A 15,221-nucleotide genomic window follows, 5' to 3' on the forward strand; every position below is an offset into this window, starting at 1 on the left:
TCTCCTTGAGGGCTTGCTGTAGATGAACGACTTGTTCCGACCTTAAAAAATTCTTGGCTGCTGGTGGCATAGTTACTTTGAATCAGCTTTACCTTTTTATTATGCAACTTTGATGCCGATTAGCTTACTAGCGAACTAATTGCAGTCTTGCAGAATGTCTCGCCTAGTTCCTTAAGCCTTGACGGGGCTTACTTCACGTACAGCTAAATAGTTAAGGCAAATATCAACATAAATGCGATCGCGTTGTAAGTATAGAGATTAAGATATGCGATCGCATTTAATATGACGCTACTTACGAAATCTGCAACTATAGTTGTTTGAGTTTTTTTGATTTTCCTAGAACCATTCTTCTTATGGATTGTGACTTAATACCAAGAACTTGACTAACTTTTATAACTCTTGTAAGACTTGCAGAGGCATAATTTGTAGCTTCGTATCGCTGAATTTGCTGTTCTTTAAGCCCAAGTCGTTCAGCGAGTTCTTTCTGTGTAAGTTTCTTTGCAATGCGTGCTTCAATTAGAGCTTGCGGTAGTGATTCTAGTGATTTGAGTGCAAATATTCTAGGCTTACGAGCAGAACTGTTAATCAGTCTTTCGTACTTTTCAATTTCCTCACGCAAGTCATTTAGCTGACTTTCTACTGCTGACTTTTTAACTTGCCATAGCAGTGGATTTTCTTGCTTAACTTCCTCTGAACATTCAGTTAATTTTGTTAATGCTTGCTGGAACTTCTTTTCTTGAGCCTTGGTAATGCGGTACTGTCGCTCATTTTTAATCATGGCTGCCACTGCAATAAATCTATAGCTATTATCCCTTTTGGGTTTCCATCTCTATCTTTTTGAAAGAACTCTAAAAAAGGAGTTCCATCGCCATCTGCTTCCAACTCAGCAGGAAAAAATTCTCCTCCATATTCAGCTTTTTGAGAAGCACGTTTAGCATCAAATTTGAGCAAAGTAGGAGCAATAGATATCAGTTTGTTCATGTCCACACCATTGGCGTTCCAACAGGCATCAACGTCACCTGGAATCTGCTTGTTAGTCACAAAGCTGCCGTCAACATAAACAGTTGAACAACCTGCTGTCTGTAACTGCTCCATTGCAATTTTGAGTCCTGTTATCAGGTTTAATCTATATTGTGTATTGCCAAATCGAGCTATGAATTCTTCCCATGAGCAAAAGTGAACTCCTGGTGGCAGTTTGCCATTGGAATTAAATAGTGGAAGCATTCCCTAATAATCCTAACACAACAAAAAAGTTGTGTTGAGCATAACACGATTTCTAAAATTCATTTATTAAAGAGTTAAGTATTGGTAAATTAAGGCAATCAAAAGTTAGGTAATATTTTACTTAGATTGCGGACTGTTTGATTGAGACTTCGCCCAATTTGAATATGCGTCTCATCAGCTTCTACTGGAATAATCGCCGCTTTACTTCCACGCCCAAATTGCGAAATTACTAAGTTTGCTGCTTCCAAGCCTGTAACATAAGCTTTTTCTTGCGACCAAGATCCATGACGGGTAATAATCCAATCGCCGCTCATATATACATTATCTATACTCGTCTTGGTAGGCAACATATATTGATAGCTACCAGGGGCAAAGTGAGTGACTGCTCGTGGTAAGCGAATTACATTGCTATAGATTACTTTAGCTGTGGCAAATTCTGGAATGCAGGTTGCTAAGTCGCGCTGCACCAATGGCACAATTTCCTCATCACTGAGGGGCAAAAATTGATTGGCGTGATAAAAGTCTACCTCTACAACACTTCCAGGTTCGTTGCGATATTCGTCATGTAGGGCGTTGAGGTCAAAAAATGTCCAACCTGTAGTTGCATTAAACCCGAAGCAGGCATTAGAAGGATGAGGAATATTAATTTTGCGATCAAACCATAATCTAGTTGCAACGACATCAACCGCGCCTAAATTCATCAAATCTCGAAATTGCTGATGCTGTTGTAAGCTAGGACTACTGCTAACAATCTTTTGCATCCCGCTAATACCTACAGCAAAGATAACGGCATCTGCTTCAAAAGTTCTATCTCCACAAACAACGCCTGTTACCTTACCTGTATCGCCAACAATAACATCGCTTACTCTTTGATTGGCTAATAACTTTCCGCCAGCTTGTTCGATGCGTTGTACCCAAGGGCGAAAGATTGTTTCTCCAACTGTACCGCGACACCAAACTACATCAAAGTTGGGTTGGTGAGCTAATATAAAGTAATAAAGCATCCCTAAAGCCGCCGCCGCCGAACATTGCTCCCCTGGCGCGAATAAACCTACTAACAGCATCGGCTCAAAAGAATCGCGGTACAGACGCGCCGATACGCCAAAATCTTTAAATAATTCGCGGGCGGTTACTGAGTCATAGCGCCGCCATGCCTCATCAGAATTATCAAAATCTACTACCGAATAAAGTAGCGGCAAAGCTGAAAGGCGGTCAATTAATGGCAACCGTTTAAACTGAGTGTAGAGAAAAGTACCTAACGGTGTGGGGAGTCGTGGTAAATCTTGAAAAATCGGTGACTCGACTTCTAATCCTGCGGGGGAATATTGAGAGGAGCGAGTAAAAGGTGTAAAAGGACTAATCCCTAACTTTTGTACCAGGGAGAATATATTGCTGTAAGGATACCAAAAACCATGAATGCCTGCTTCTACAGAGCGATTGCTCTTTGTTTTCCAGCCTGCTACTAAGCCGCCAGGATAAGCCCCAGCTTCTAAAAGCGTCACATCATAGCCTTGCTGTGCTAAGTGGTATGTAGCCCCCAAACCAGCCCAGCCAGCACCAATTACAACTACTTTAGGCGATCGCAATTACTTTATTGGGTTTAACTTTATTAGTGTGTACCAAGCTATTTCCTACTATAACAGCAAATAATTTACAGAAATAGGAATTGCTTTAACTTTGACTAACCCTGCTTCTTTATTGAGAAAAGCCAAGGATTAGAGCGATTTTTGGGTCAGGAATAGCAATTATTGGCATTGCAATCATATTTTATCTAAGTTAAGCAACTTTTCTGCCTTTAACCCCAATGGGAATTTTATTACGTTAACCAAAATAGTTATAAATCATGTATTTCTGGGAACACTTTGTATACAGATATTTTTTAGCTGTATATAAGGACAGATATGGGTTTCTCAGAAGATATTGCAAAGCTTTCAGAACAAGTCCGTAAGCGCGTTGAACAGGTTGTTGGCGAAGAAGCGACTAAAATGGCTCTGATTCAGCCTTTTTTAAACGTTCTTGGCTATGATGTTTACGATCCTACAGAAGTTATGCCTGAATACGTGGCAGACTTTGCAACTAAAAAGGCAGGTCAATTTGAAAAAGTCGATTATGCTTTGGCTATCAACGGCACTATTGTTATGCTAGTAGAGGCAAAAGACCGTGGGCAAAAAGCCGAAGCGCATGATGGGCAACTAAGTCGCTATTTTAATGGGCTTCTTAAAACAAAAGTTGCTATTGTTACCAATGGTATCGAATACCGCTTTTTTACCGATTTACGCGACAAAAATCATATGGACAAAGAGCCTTTTTTCGGCTTCAATGTTCTTGAATATAACTCCAAAGAAATTGAGAATCTAAAGTTTTTCCATCGTAATCATTTTGATGCCGCAGTTATTAGTAGACAAGCGGAGGAGATGGTTTATGTAAAAGGTATGACTCAGCTTGTCGGTAATCTTCTCCGCTCTCCTTCTGAAGATTTTGTTCGCTTTCTGGTAACAGAGCTAGGCAAAGTTGCTCTTAGCTATGAAGTTCAAGGTCGAATTACAGGTAAAGTTCTTGAGAAGTTTGAGCCGATTGTCAAAAAGTCAATCCAAAGCAGTTTATTAGAATTAATGACCCGTTCTCTTAATCAAGAAATGGCTCAAGCTGCTGAAATTAGTAAAATGCCCAAACTATCAGAAGTAGAAGATGTTGAGGAAAATTTGCAAGAAGAAGAATTAGAATGCTCAAAAATAGTAACGACAGAAGAAGAACTCGAAGCATTCGACAAGATCAAAATGATTGCAGAAACATCAACAAACTACAAATTAGAAGTAAAGTACAAAGACACTATCTCCTACTTTGGATTAAATCTTGGGAAAACTACGTGGTGGTTCCTACGGTTATACTTGTCTTCTCAAAAGAAAATTCTTGTCACTAGGTTATTTGTCGATGAGGCGCAGTCACTAGCGCCAGACTTTCAAGTACATGAAGTATCTCAACTAGGAGATACCGCATCAAAAGTAATGATTTCAGACGTAAGCGATCTAGATAAGCTTGCACCACTTATTCTTAGGTGTTATGAATTAGAAGCTGCAAAACACTAAAAATTATAGCTCAACTATTAAGATGGATATGGGTTAAAAGAGTAAATATTTTATTTTTGCTTTAACCCTTATTCGTATTTAGTGACAATTAAGTAATTCATAATCCTCAAGTTCCTGTTGAAGATCGTTTAACTGACTTTCCACGGCTGACTTTTTAACTGCCCAGAACAGTAGGTTATCTTGCTTAATTTCTTCTGAACATTCAGTCAATTTTGCTAATGCTTGCTCGAACTTCTTCACCTGAACCTTAGTAATGCTGTACCGTTGCTCGTTTTTAATCATAGTTGCTACCTCAAAAATAGAGAATTTTTTAGCAAGTTAAGGCAATCAGAAATTAGGGCTGACTTTACCTGAATTACGGACTGTTTGATTGAGCGATCACATACATATATTACTTCAAGGCATCCACTCTAAGCTAATCCCCACGCGACTATCTTTACTTTGCCGAGAATTTTGCTTTTGAATATCTGTAGATAAGCGCAGATTGCTAGTAACGGCATATCCTACAGACAGCGTAGTTAATCCGATTTCCTCCGCCGTACCTGGCGCAACCCAGCTTTGACTTAAAGCAATATCTGCCGCACCACCACGGGATAGCACTAATAGCAACCTCGCACCAAGATTTACGCTATTTGTTGAGTATTCATTAGTTTGCAAGTGCCGATAGCCTACTAGCGGCGCAATATTTATATAGCTACCCAAAGGACGCAGGTAATAATGCAAGTCTGCACCATAGCTTGTATATTCGCTGTCAAATGCCCACTGATAGTCTCCACTAAAAGTTAATCTACTTTGCCCGATAAAAATATCCTCTACACCAATATTTGTGCCGTTTCCAGTAGAGAAACGATTGTAACCTAGCCGCACGCGAGTCCGAAAACTGGGATCGCTCTTAATATCTTCTAAAATATTTGGTACTTGACGCTGCCAGCGTTGTAAAACTGGGCTATCTTCAATATTTAAATCTTGAGCAGTATGAGGATTTTCTGACGGTGGATTACTTCTAGCAGGCAAAGAATGGAGTAACGAGAAAATATTGAGAGAGCAACTAAAAATAAATAGACAATAATTCACTCTTTAGCACTCTAACGCTTCACCTTTGGTTTATATTCCCAAAAAAAGTGGCTCCGCTTCTAGCAGAACCACTTGTAGTATTAAAAAGCTAAAATTTATTGAACTTTACCTTGAACTGAAACCATGTCAATAGGCTTCATTAGGTACAAGCGTACGAATTGCCAGCCATTAGAAACGTATAAAGGCAGCTTCTGGAATAATTGCAAAAACTTAGGCGTAGAGGAAGATGCGATCGCACTCAACTTGTCGTTATTTTTGGTACAAGTTTCTAGGCGATCGTAAAATTCTGGTTTTTTGACATCCAAAATCACCGGAAACACTCGTCCAGCAGTTTCATTAGTTTTTTCAATTACTTGCTTGTCGTAATCCCGCGCATCTAAGCCGATGGAAGCATAGAACTTCGAGCGCCCAATGTCGTTGAGATACATTGTGCCAAATACCGACAGCAAAAAGAACCGACACCACAACCGAGCTTTCCAATCATTCAACATTTGCGGCTGAGACTTCATCATCGCATCAAAAAAGTCTCCGTGCCGATTTTCGTCTTGACACCAATTCTCAAAGAACCGGAAGATTGGATAAATCCGATTTTCGGGATGAGCGGCTAAATGACGATAAATTAATATGTAGCGCCAGTAGCCAATTTTTTCTGACAAGTAAGTGGCGTAGAAAATAAACTTTGGCTTAAAAAAGGTGTATTTGCGACTTTTAGTCAAAAAGCCCAAGTCTAAAGACAAATTAAAGTCTGACAATGCCTTATTTAAAAAGCCTGCATGACGCGCTTCATCTCGCGACATCAAGCTAAAGCACTCCGCCAGTAGGGGGTTTTTGTCCTTCAAACGACGGCTGAGTTCTTTGTAGAGTAAAAAGCCCGAAAACTCCGCCGTACAGGAACGTTCCAAAAATTCTACAAATACTCGGCGAGTTTCGCCGTCTATGTGTTCCCAAGATTGCTCGAACTCGGCATCGCGAGTAAAGTGATGGCGATTGTAATCGGTGCGAAATTCTTCTACTAGCGCTCTTAGCTCGGCTTCATTTACCGAGAGATCCATTTGCGCCATTTCTTCAAAGTCGGTGGTGTAAAACCGAGGTGTGAGGAGGGTTTCCTTGGAGGGGACTTTTACCCCCGGACGCATTTCTTCAAAGCTCGGTTTTTTAAGGGAATCTACCATGTCTTTTTTTAATCTCTTTTGACGAAAGGTAGCGTGCTAATGCTTTATTTACGCTCTTTATGGAATTTAGTTTAACAATGCTAGAGGCGAAGTCTCTTAGTCGTTACGTTAAGAGTTGCAACATCAAAGCAAATTTTGTAACTAATCTTTAACTGATTTTTGTAAATTCTACGGAACTAACAACTATTTAGGTGTTGTCACATAGGTTGTAGTAGCGCGAAAATATATCTATCTTGCGCTAATCTTAAGCAGCCTCCCATAACAAAATGATCAACCACGAACCACCACAAAAGCCAGAGACTAAAGTAGCCAGCGCTTACATCCTTTGGTTAGCTTGCTTGCTACAGTTACACGGATTGCATCGGTTGTACAATGGCAAAGTCTTGACAGGTTTGTTGTGGCTTTGCACTTTTGGTTTGTTAGGTGTAGGGCAGTTGGTGGATTTGGTACTGATTCCCAATATGGTAGACGAGCATAATACTAAACTACGAGCCAGATTGGGAGTATCGGAAGTTGGCGTACCGTTGTACGAGCCTGTAGTTGCCACTAGCGTTATCAATCCTAAATATACGCGATCGCAATTAATGGTGAAATTGCTCAAAGCGGCGGCTAATCGGGGAGGCAAACTTTCAGTAACCCAAGCTGTAATGGATACGGGGGCTAGTTTTGCTGAAGTGGAAACAACTTTAAGAGAAATGCTGAAAACGGGTTACATAGCAATTGATAACCACCCCGATAGTGGAGTGGTTATTTATCATTTTTTAGAATTGTAGTTTTGGTTTAGTTTCGAGTTAGCCATTTTTGCCCATTCAAGCGCTGAATTACGCCAAATACTAGCAAGTCTAGCGTTACTTTGCGTTCGTCAATTAAAAAAGATTCTAGGGTACTTGGTTTAGAGCCTTCGTTACAAGAAAAAGCTCTTTGACCTTGGATATCTTCTTGAGGAAAATAGACATTAAATTGACGCGAACCATCGTACAAGCTGCCTCTAACTTGCCAACACTCGTTAGCATCGTAGCCAGAGATTGCTACTTTTTGCTTAGTAAATTCTAAATTTGCCTCCGGTACTCCCTGAGTTGTGAGTGCTTTTTGCAATGCTGGTAAGTAGTATTGCTGCATAAATTCAGCAAAGGGCTTATCTTCTACGGCGGGGGCTTTTTCTTTTTTGGCGGCGGGTTTATCGGCTTTGTCGGCGATCGCGCTCTTTTTAGGTGGTTTAGCTTGAGACGCTGTTTCGTCGGGGGTAGAAGCCTCGGTAGTTGGTTTTTCGCCAGTGGCGTTAGGATTTGCTTGCGGATCTAGCGCCGTAGGATCGGGCGCGTTGGCAGAAGGAATGTCGGTAGCTACAGCTTCAGATGTACTATGAAGATGCTCCTCAACTACGCTAGGAGCTTGTTCTTCAACGGTACTCGGTGGGGCATTTTCTCCCGCAGTTTTCCCAGTGGGTGCTTGTTCTTCAGGGGAATTATTTGAAGTAGTGTCTGCCATGATTGGGGTGTAAAAAGGGATTGCTTTTACAGTCATTTTGACACAGCACTGCTCTCTGGCTATAGCTGGCGATCGCTGAGTTTATGAAAGTCAAGCAAGGCGAAGTCTTCTACAATTAATTACTTCTAGACTCACAACTCTATGAAGCTTTTTGCCCAAAAGCCATACTATCTAACTATTCTAGTCGCGATCGCCAGCTTAATTTTGTTGGCAGCAAGTAGTTTGCGGCATTTTCTTCTGCAAAGTAGCGCCTTAGATTTAGCTGCTTTCGATCAGTGGGTTTATCTTTTAAGTCGAGATTTACCGCCGATTTCTTCCTTTTTTGGGGTTCATGTATTGGGCGATCACGCGGCTTTTATTCTTTACCCAATTTCCTTACTGTATCGAATCAAAGCCGATCTCCACTGGCTGCTATTAGTTCAAGCAATTGCTTTAGCAATGGGATCTATTCCCCTGTACGCCCTGAGTCGGCATTATGGCTTATCTAGCTTAGAATCAAAAGCTATAACACTTTGCTACATCCTTTATCCAGCAATATTTAACAGCAACTTTTATGCAGATTTTCGCCCCGAAGCAATTGCAGTTCCGGGGTTGCTGTGGGCAATGCAAGCAGGAATTGCTGGCAAATCTTGGCAGTTGGCAATGGCGATCGCTTTGGTTTTAAGTTGCAAAGAAAGGTTGGGCTTGACTATTGTGGCGTTGGGTGTGTGGTTTTGCTATTGCGAAGGGCGGCGGGCTTATGGCTGGGCGTGTATCTTTGCAGGTGTTATTTGGTCCATCTTTACCATGGGTTACTTAATTCCGTCATTACGGAGTGGAAATCCTAGCGGGTTAGAGTTTTATAGTTCTTTGGGTAATTCTTCCTCCGAAATTGCCTTAAATATCCTCAAAAACCCGGCGGTGTTGTTTGAAAGATTATTTTTAGGCGATCGCGTGGGCTATTGCTTATTGCTAATCGCCCCAGTTATTTTAGGTTTGCATTGGAGAGAAGTTGCACTTTTAATTCCGGCTGTACCCATGCTGTTATTAAACCTCCTTTCCGATTACGCCCCGCAACGAGACTTAATACACCATTACTCGCTACCAATTTTTCCCTTTATTATGGTGTGGTTGGTGCGAAGTCTGGCGCTGTACCGCAAACAACATAGAAGGCAATGGCTAAAACCTAAATGGCTAATATTATGGGCAGCGATCGCGTTTTTAGCCCTAGGAAAATACGATTACTTTTTTACCCGCTATTTATCCCACCTGTCAAACTTGCCATCGGTGTACGCTGCGTTGCATCAAGTACCCGCCGATCGAGGTAGCGTGCTTACGGCTGACCACCTTGCGCCTCATCTTAGCCATCGCGTGATCGTACATTTATTTTCCAATTCTCTCCTCACTCCTGCCCAACTAAATAAATACGATTATGTCTTGCTAGATACGCAACACCCCAATAAGTTAGCGCCAGAAACTTTAGCAGTATTAAAAGAGCGATTACAATCGTCTGCCAACTTTCAGCTAACTTATGGTCAAAATGATGTGTATCTGTTCAAAAAACGCTTAGGTAATGCCTAGCAATCGACGTTATCTAGCCTTACGACCTAATAAAATAGCGTTGCTTAAAGTTGCAATTATTCCACTAATTTTTGTTTCAATTGGTTAAAGCTTTCAGGCGTGAGACTAACTTTGACTTCAATATGCCCAATAGTGTCCCGCAAAGTTAAAAGATACTGATTATTATCAGTTTGCTTGCATTCAGCTTCAGGGTTGGCAATCTCTACGGTTTCGTAGGAAACTTCTGGTAATCCGATGCGAATAATTAGCTGATTTTGGGATTGCGAAAATATATACAACTGCTGACGGCGAGTATCGAGTACAAGCTGGTATGGTGTGGTGCTGCGTTCGAGATCCGAATCTAATTTACGCCAATAAACTGTGATTCCGCGAATTTGAGGATTATTGAGGGTAAAAAATTCATCAAAACGCTGTTTTTCCCAATTAATTTGATCTAGTTCGCCATTGGTCGGAATTAGTCGCTGGGCTAAAGTTACGTCTTTATTTGCTAAACTAGACCACCATTGACTAATCAAAGCTAGATTGTCGGCATTTTCAGATTTTTGGCTATTTTGCTGCCAAATAATTTTAGTTTGCATAAATCAATTTTGTTTAAGGGCGCGATCGCGCTATTGTACGCTCTTGAAACCCAGCATAATTTGAAATAGGGCGGCAATTTCTGCGATTTATCGAGCAATAACCGAACTTGACGGTGCTTCAAGCTTTGATAGGTTAAGCTCAAAGACTATAACTGAGTAAAGCTCACCGCATGGAGGATTCCACGCGGCAGACTTTACGTAAAGGTTTTGACGAGAATTATTCAGTAAATCAATATTTTAGAGAGAATATAACGGGGACTATAGGAGGCTAGTAGATGGCTGCAACCGACTTCAAAGATTATTACAGCATTTTGGGAGTAAATAAAACTGCCAGCAACGAAGAAATTAAACAAGCTTTTCGCAAACTAGCGCGGAAATATCACCCAGATGTCAATCAAGGCAATAAAGAAGCAGAAGCCCGATTTAAAGAAGTAAGCGAAGCTTACGAAGTATTGTCAGATAAGGAAAAACGGCAAAAGTACGATCAATTTGGTCAGTACTGGAGACAAGCTGGACAAACCCCTTGGGCTTCTAGAAGTACCAAGGCTAACGCTGACTTTAATGAAGTTGAATTTGGTAAATATACTAATTTTGACGAATTTATTAACGACTTACTAGGACGCTTCAACGATCCTGGTAGCGCGGGTTCTAGTAGTAGACAAGCTTACAGCTATCGCACTACCCCCGGAACAACTGGGGTTGGCTTTGATAATTTTGGCGATTTTGGGGGTTTTGATAATGCTACAGCAAGAACTGCTCAAGATACGGAAGCGGCAATTTCTCTAAGTTTTGGCGAAGCATTTAATGGCGTACAAAAGCGCTTAAGTTTGGGTAGCGAAACTATTGAAGTTCGTATTCCTAGTGGCGTTAAACCGGGTAGTCGAGTGCGCGTGCGGGGGAAAGGTCAACTTAACCCTTTAAATCAACAACGAGGTGACTTGTACCTCAAAATAGAACTACTACCTCATTCATTTTTTCAATTTGAAGGGGATAATCTAACTTGCGAAGTTTCTATTACCCCAGATGAGGCGGTGCTGGGCGCGTCAATTGATGTTCCGACACCCGACGGGTCAGTCAAAGTCAATATTCCGGCGGGGATTCGTTCGGGTCAAACTTTACGGCTTCGGGGTAAGGGGTGGCGTTTACCCAAAGATGGACGCAGCGATCAATTAGTCAAAATTGCGATCGCATCCCCCAAAGAATTAAGTCCCCAAGAGCGCGAGTATTATGAGAAAATCCGCGATATCCGCACCTTTAATCCGCGCAGCCACTTGCAGCAAGTCAAGTTATAAGTTTTTAACCATAAAGACAAATAAGTAACCGAGTCTTTATGGTTAAAACTAGATTATTTACATCTTTTGAACTAGCAAAATAACCTCAATTTCCCAAGAATTGTTAAAATAAAAACTAAATAGTTTTGGGCAAAGCTGAAAAAGCGAGTTGATAGGTATTTCATGGTTTCTATAGTTGCAGTTGAAAAGCAAAAGCTAACTAATCCCCCTTTAGAGCTTCGCTATTTGGGCGATCGCGCTTTGCGGCAGAATACTAAAAGGGTCGCTAAAGTAGACGGGGAAATTCGTCAACTAGCACGGGAAATGCTGCAAACAATGTACACTGCTGATGGCATCGGTTTAGCTGCACCCCAAGTAGCCGTACAAAAGCAGCTAATTGTCATCGACTGCGAACCAGACAATCCTGCCAATCCCCCTTTGATATTAATTAATCCCATCATCAAGCACCTCAGTCCAGAACTTTGCGTCGCTCAAGAAGGCTGTCTGAGCATCCCCAATGTTTATATGGATGTAACGCGCCCGCAAATGGTAGAAATAACTTACAAAGACGAGCATGGTCGTCCGCAAACCTTAATCGCTACAGAACTATTGTCGCGCTGCATTCAGCATGAAATAGACCACCTCAATGGTGTATTATTTGTAGACCGTGTCCAAAACAGTCTAGCTGTGACTCAAGAACTAACGAAGCAAGGCTTCTCAGCAAAAGCTGTTAAACCCATCGCCCCAGGAAAGCCCCAATGAATGCAATGACTCCCAAAAGTGGTTTGTTTTTAGGTGGCTGTTGTATAACTGCGATCGCATCAGTCGGCTCAATTTTTGAACTTGCTTCGGGCGCTCCAGACTTAGGCAACTTGAATACAAGTATCATTTTGGCACTCGGCATCCCTTTAACAATATTCTTTTTCTTGGCTGCCGTGCGCGATGCTAATAAGCAGTCATAGAAAAAGAACTAATTGCGTCCAATGAATTCGCGCTTTAGCTGTATGCTGATGCCAAACACAGCTTTGTCACGATGAAAGAAAAAGAGTTTGGTGAGGGTTATCTACAGCAATTGCCTAAAGGGGGTACAACAAATTCTGCTTCATCCTCTCGCTGCTATCTACTTTCAGACAGTCAAGAAGTTATTATTGGACGCGATCCTAGTAGCCAAATTGTTATAGATGGCTCTTACGGGGTCGTGTCCCGTCGCCATGCCGCAATTCGTCCTTTAGCATCTATAGGCTGGCAGCTTTGCGACTTGGGTAGTGTTAACGGCACGTATATCAACGGACAACTGCTATTAGAGTGTCAAGTATTGCGAGTAGGCGATCGCTTGATGCTGGGTAACAATGGACCTGAGTTTGTTTTTCAAATATTACCAAGACCGCAGTCTATACCAGCTATCAACTTGGCTCCCATCTCAGAAACTGAGCAGGGAGTAAGTTTTACTCAGTTATTTCCTATTCTTTCTACGGGAGGCGATTTAACCAAAAAAGCTTATCTGATCCCAGGCATATTTACAGTCGTATTTGTAGTATTAATGTTTGCAACAGTAGGACAACCAGAAACGGCATTTTTTAATCAAATGCTCGTAGCTACCTATTTAGCTGGGATTGCCTACTATTTTGTTTATCAACTTTGTGGCAAGCACAAACCTTGGTGGGTATTGTTTGGTACGGCGTTTTCTACTGGGAGCATCCTACTTAGCCCACTATTGTCACTATTTATTTTAATTTTCCGTAATATTTTGCCTGGTCGCCTGCCCCTACCAGAGGAAGAAATTAGTTTTCTCCAACTATTAGTGACGATGTTCTTCGGCGCTGGTTTGATGGAAGAACTGCTAAAAGCTTTACCTATAATAGCCGCATATTTCGTTGGTCAAAAACTTCGCAGCCCTTGGCGCGAGCGAGTTGGCGTTTGGGAACCATTGGATGGCATTTTGTTAGGTACGGCTTCGGCGGTTGGCTTTACGCTGCTCGAAACACTCGGTCAATACGTACCAGAAATTAGCCGGAATGTCGGTATACAATCTGGCAACAACATAGGTCAATTGGTAGGATTTCAATTATTAATTCCCCGGATTATTGGCTCAGTAGCCGGACACATGGCTTATAGCGGCTATTTAGGCTATTTTATTGGTTTAAGCGTGCTAAAGCCGCGCAAACGTTGGCAAATTTTAGGTGTGGGATATTTTACGGCGGCGGCTCTCCATGCGTTGTGGAATGCCACAGGATTACTTAGCGGTTTGTTCTTAGCAGTGGTCGGAGTATTGTCTTACGCTTTTTTAACGGCGGCGATTCTCAAAGCTCGTACTCTATCCCCGACGCGATCACAAAATTTTGCCACTCGATTTTTTGGTAGCCAGTAGAGAATTACTTTAATTAATCTACCTCGCGCCGACCTTCTAAAGCTCTTGCCAAGGTGATTTCGTCTGCATACTCCAAGTCTCCACCTACAGGTAAACCAAAAGCAATTCTAGTAACTTTTGTAAAAGGCTTGAGCAACTGTCCCACATACAAAGTTGTAGTTTCACCTTCCACGCTAGGACTAATTGCTAAGATAATTTCTTTGGGCTGTTGCTGACTTACTCTGCGCACAAGTGATTGAATATTAAGTTGCTCTGTACCAATACCCTCCATCGGCGAAAGCACTCCTCCTAAAACATGGTACTTGCCGTGGTATTCTCTAGTTTTTTCTAAGGCGATTACATCACGAGCATCCGCAACCACGCAAATTATATTGTTGTCCCGGTTAGAGTTGCGGCAGATTTCACAAGTTGGCTCGGCGGATAAATTAAAGCAAACTGAACATAAACCAATTTGTTGTTTGGCTTCAATCAATGCTTGTGCTAAAGCTTGTACTTCGCTTTCTGAGCGCTTGAGGATGTGTAAGGCAAGGCGTTGAGCAGTTTTAGGACCTACTCCTGGTAAGCGTTGTAATTGCTCTATCAAACGAGCTAAAGGACGTGCGTAAACCGTTGTCTTATCTCCATGACGTTCTATATACTATTATGTGATCGCGCTTGCCTTAATTTGCTCTGTAGAACGCAGTATGAAAAACTTAGCGCCAACAATTTTTAGACAAAGACTACTAATTGAGGGATTTTACACGATAAAAGTAGATGAAGCGGTCATCAAAAATTACTTTAAAAATATTACAGAAACCTTAGAGTTAAAAATGTATGGAGAACCAATTATCTTTTCCCCAGCTAGTAGTTTGGGCAAACAGGATAATCAAGGATACGATGCTTTTGCTCCCTTGATTGATTCAGGAATTTCTGTTTATATCTGGTCTAATCAAAGATTTTTGTCTGCTGTAATCTACACTTGCAAAGTCTTTGATGAAAAATTAGCATTAGATAATACAAAAAGTTTTTTTGAAATTACTGAAATAGAGTTTCAATCTTTTTAACTAAACACTTATCAGCAAAAAGCGCTCTCCACTTTGAGAGCGCTTTCTATTTTAGATGAGCAAGGTCAGTTAATTCTTAACCGTTGATTGCTGGAGCAGTAAGAGCAACAGGAGTAGCTTCACCCGCAGCTAGGTCTAGAGGGAAGTTGTGAGCGTTGCGCTCGTGCATTACTTCCATGCCTAGGTTAGCGCGGTTGAGTACGTCTGCCCAGGTGCCGATTACTTGTCCCTGGGAGTCAATTACTGACTGGTTGAAGTTGAATCCGTTCAAGTTGAATGCCATGGTGCTGATGCCCAAGGATGTGAACCAGATGCCGATTACTGGCCATGCTGCTAGGAAGAAGTGCAGGCTGCGGC

17 protein-coding genes and 1 pseudogene are annotated in these 15,221 nt (G+C 41.6%); 8 read left to right on the plus strand and 10 right to left on the minus strand.

What is annotated here, in order from left to right; all coding sequences use genetic code 11:
* Nucleotides 1-307 precede the first annotated feature (307 nt).
* The 3 genes from AC2VE5_RS19885 to AC2VE5_RS19895 form a co-directional block, all read right to left on the minus strand.
* Nucleotides 308-778, minus strand: coding sequence for a helix-turn-helix domain-containing protein (locus AC2VE5_RS19885; protein WP_486889443.1), 471 nt, complete (start codon nucleotides 776-778; stop codon nucleotides 308-310).
* Nucleotides 775-1,224, minus strand: coding sequence for a DUF6932 family protein (locus AC2VE5_RS19890; RefSeq protein ID WP_486889428.1), 450 nt, complete (start codon nucleotides 1,222-1,224; stop codon nucleotides 775-777). The genes AC2VE5_RS19885 and AC2VE5_RS19890 overlap by 4 nt, the downstream gene beginning before the upstream one ends.
* 98 nt (nucleotides 1,225-1,322) lie before the next feature.
* Nucleotides 1,323-2,810 (minus strand): hydroxysqualene dehydroxylase, encoded by a 1,488-nt coding sequence (locus tag AC2VE5_RS19895; RefSeq protein ID WP_486889429.1) that lies wholly within the window; start codon nucleotides 2,808-2,810, stop codon nucleotides 1,323-1,325.
* Between the two features lie 315 nt (nucleotides 2,811-3,125).
* On the opposite strand from AC2VE5_RS19895, the gene AC2VE5_RS19900 reads away from it, so the two are divergent.
* Nucleotides 3,126-4,310, plus strand: coding sequence for a type I restriction endonuclease (locus AC2VE5_RS19900; RefSeq protein WP_486889430.1), 1,185 nt, complete (start codon nucleotides 3,126-3,128; stop codon nucleotides 4,308-4,310).
* A 78-nt stretch (nucleotides 4,311-4,388) separates the two neighbouring features.
* Here the strand turns inward: AC2VE5_RS19900 and AC2VE5_RS19905 are convergent, their stop codons facing one another.
* The 3 genes from AC2VE5_RS19905 to acsF all read right to left on the minus strand — a co-directional run bounded on the left by AC2VE5_RS19905 (nucleotide 4,389) and on the right by acsF (nucleotide 6,556).
* Nucleotides 4,389-4,592 carry a hypothetical protein gene (locus AC2VE5_RS19905; RefSeq protein ID WP_486889431.1) on the minus strand — a complete coding sequence of 68 codons (204 nt, stop codon included), beginning with the start codon at nucleotides 4,590-4,592 and terminating at the stop codon, nucleotides 4,389-4,391.
* 114 nt (nucleotides 4,593-4,706) lie between these two features.
* Nucleotides 4,707-5,384 carry a hypothetical protein gene (locus AC2VE5_RS19910; protein ID WP_486889432.1) on the minus strand — a complete coding sequence of 226 codons (678 nt, stop codon included), beginning with the start codon at nucleotides 5,382-5,384 and terminating at the stop codon, nucleotides 4,707-4,709.
* Nucleotides 5,385-5,479: 95 nt separating this feature from the next.
* Nucleotides 5,480-6,556 carry a magnesium-protoporphyrin IX monomethyl ester (oxidative) cyclase gene (gene acsF / locus AC2VE5_RS19915; RefSeq protein WP_486889433.1) on the minus strand — a complete coding sequence of 359 codons (1,077 nt, stop codon included), beginning with the start codon at nucleotides 6,554-6,556 and terminating at the stop codon, nucleotides 5,480-5,482.
* 266 nt (nucleotides 6,557-6,822) lie between these two features.
* Between acsF and AC2VE5_RS19920 the strand changes: the two genes are divergently transcribed.
* Nucleotides 6,823-7,329: a TM2 domain-containing protein gene (locus tag AC2VE5_RS19920; RefSeq protein WP_486889434.1), complete on the plus strand. Its 507-nt coding sequence runs from the start codon at nucleotides 6,823-6,825 to the stop codon at nucleotides 7,327-7,329.
* Nucleotides 7,330-7,336: 7 nt separating this feature from the next.
* On the opposite strand, the gene AC2VE5_RS19925 is transcribed toward AC2VE5_RS19920, so the two are convergent.
* A complete protein-coding gene (locus AC2VE5_RS19925) occupies nucleotides 7,337-8,044 on the minus strand; it encodes a DUF2996 domain-containing protein (RefSeq protein ID WP_486889435.1) in 708 nt (235 codons plus the stop codon).
* 141 nt (nucleotides 8,045-8,185) lie between these two features.
* On the opposite strand from AC2VE5_RS19925, the gene AC2VE5_RS19930 reads away from it, so the two are divergent.
* Nucleotides 8,186-9,604 (plus strand): DUF2079 domain-containing protein, encoded by a 1,419-nt coding sequence (locus tag AC2VE5_RS19930; protein ID WP_486889436.1) that lies wholly within the window; start codon nucleotides 8,186-8,188, stop codon nucleotides 9,602-9,604.
* A gap of 56 nt (nucleotides 9,605-9,660) precedes the next feature.
* Here AC2VE5_RS19930 and AC2VE5_RS19935 read toward each other — a convergent pair whose 3' ends face one another.
* The gene (locus AC2VE5_RS19935; RefSeq protein WP_486889437.1) at nucleotides 9,661-10,182 is read right to left on the minus strand and encodes a hypothetical protein; all 522 of its coding nucleotides are present in this window, start codon (nucleotides 10,180-10,182) and stop codon (nucleotides 9,661-9,663) included.
* Between the two features lie 275 nt (nucleotides 10,183-10,457).
* Between AC2VE5_RS19935 and AC2VE5_RS19940 the strand changes: the two genes are divergently transcribed.
* The 4 genes from AC2VE5_RS19940 to AC2VE5_RS19955 all read left to right on the plus strand — a co-directional run bounded on the left by AC2VE5_RS19940 (nucleotide 10,458) and on the right by AC2VE5_RS19955 (nucleotide 13,821).
* Complete coding sequence (locus AC2VE5_RS19940; protein ID WP_486889438.1) at nucleotides 10,458-11,474, plus strand: DnaJ C-terminal domain-containing protein; 1,017 nt, start codon at nucleotides 10,458-10,460, stop codon at nucleotides 11,472-11,474.
* 162 nt (nucleotides 11,475-11,636) lie between these two features.
* Nucleotides 11,637-12,215, plus strand: coding sequence for a peptide deformylase (def, locus tag AC2VE5_RS19945; RefSeq protein ID WP_486889439.1), 579 nt, complete (start codon nucleotides 11,637-11,639; stop codon nucleotides 12,213-12,215).
* A complete protein-coding gene (locus tag AC2VE5_RS19950; protein WP_486889440.1) occupies nucleotides 12,212-12,415 on the plus strand; it encodes a hypothetical protein in 204 nt (67 codons plus the stop codon). The genes def and AC2VE5_RS19950 overlap by 4 nt, the downstream gene beginning before the upstream one ends.
* A gap of 71 nt (nucleotides 12,416-12,486) precedes the next feature.
* Nucleotides 12,487-13,821, plus strand: a complete 1,335-nt coding sequence (locus AC2VE5_RS19955; protein WP_486889441.1) for a PrsW family glutamic-type intramembrane protease — start codon at nucleotides 12,487-12,489, stop codon at nucleotides 13,819-13,821.
* A 13-nt stretch (nucleotides 13,822-13,834) separates the two neighbouring features.
* Here AC2VE5_RS19955 and recR read toward each other — a convergent pair whose 3' ends face one another.
* Nucleotides 13,835-14,455: a recombination mediator RecR gene (gene recR / locus AC2VE5_RS19960; protein ID WP_486889444.1), complete on the minus strand. Its 621-nt coding sequence runs from the start codon at nucleotides 14,453-14,455 to the stop codon at nucleotides 13,835-13,837.
* 49 nt (nucleotides 14,456-14,504) lie between these two features.
* On the opposite strand from recR, the gene AC2VE5_RS19965 reads away from it, so the two are divergent.
* Nucleotides 14,505-14,864 carry an S-adenosylmethionine decarboxylase gene (locus AC2VE5_RS19965; RefSeq protein WP_486889442.1) on the plus strand — a complete coding sequence of 120 codons (360 nt, stop codon included), beginning with the start codon at nucleotides 14,505-14,507 and terminating at the stop codon, nucleotides 14,862-14,864.
* A 76-nt stretch (nucleotides 14,865-14,940) separates the two neighbouring features.
* Here the strand turns inward: AC2VE5_RS19965 and AC2VE5_RS19970 are convergent.
* A pseudogene (locus tag AC2VE5_RS19970) lies at nucleotides 14,941-15,221 on the minus strand (photosystem II q(b) protein); the annotation flags it as partial.

Source organism: Aliterella sp. E5.1 (genome assembly GCF_057473825.1).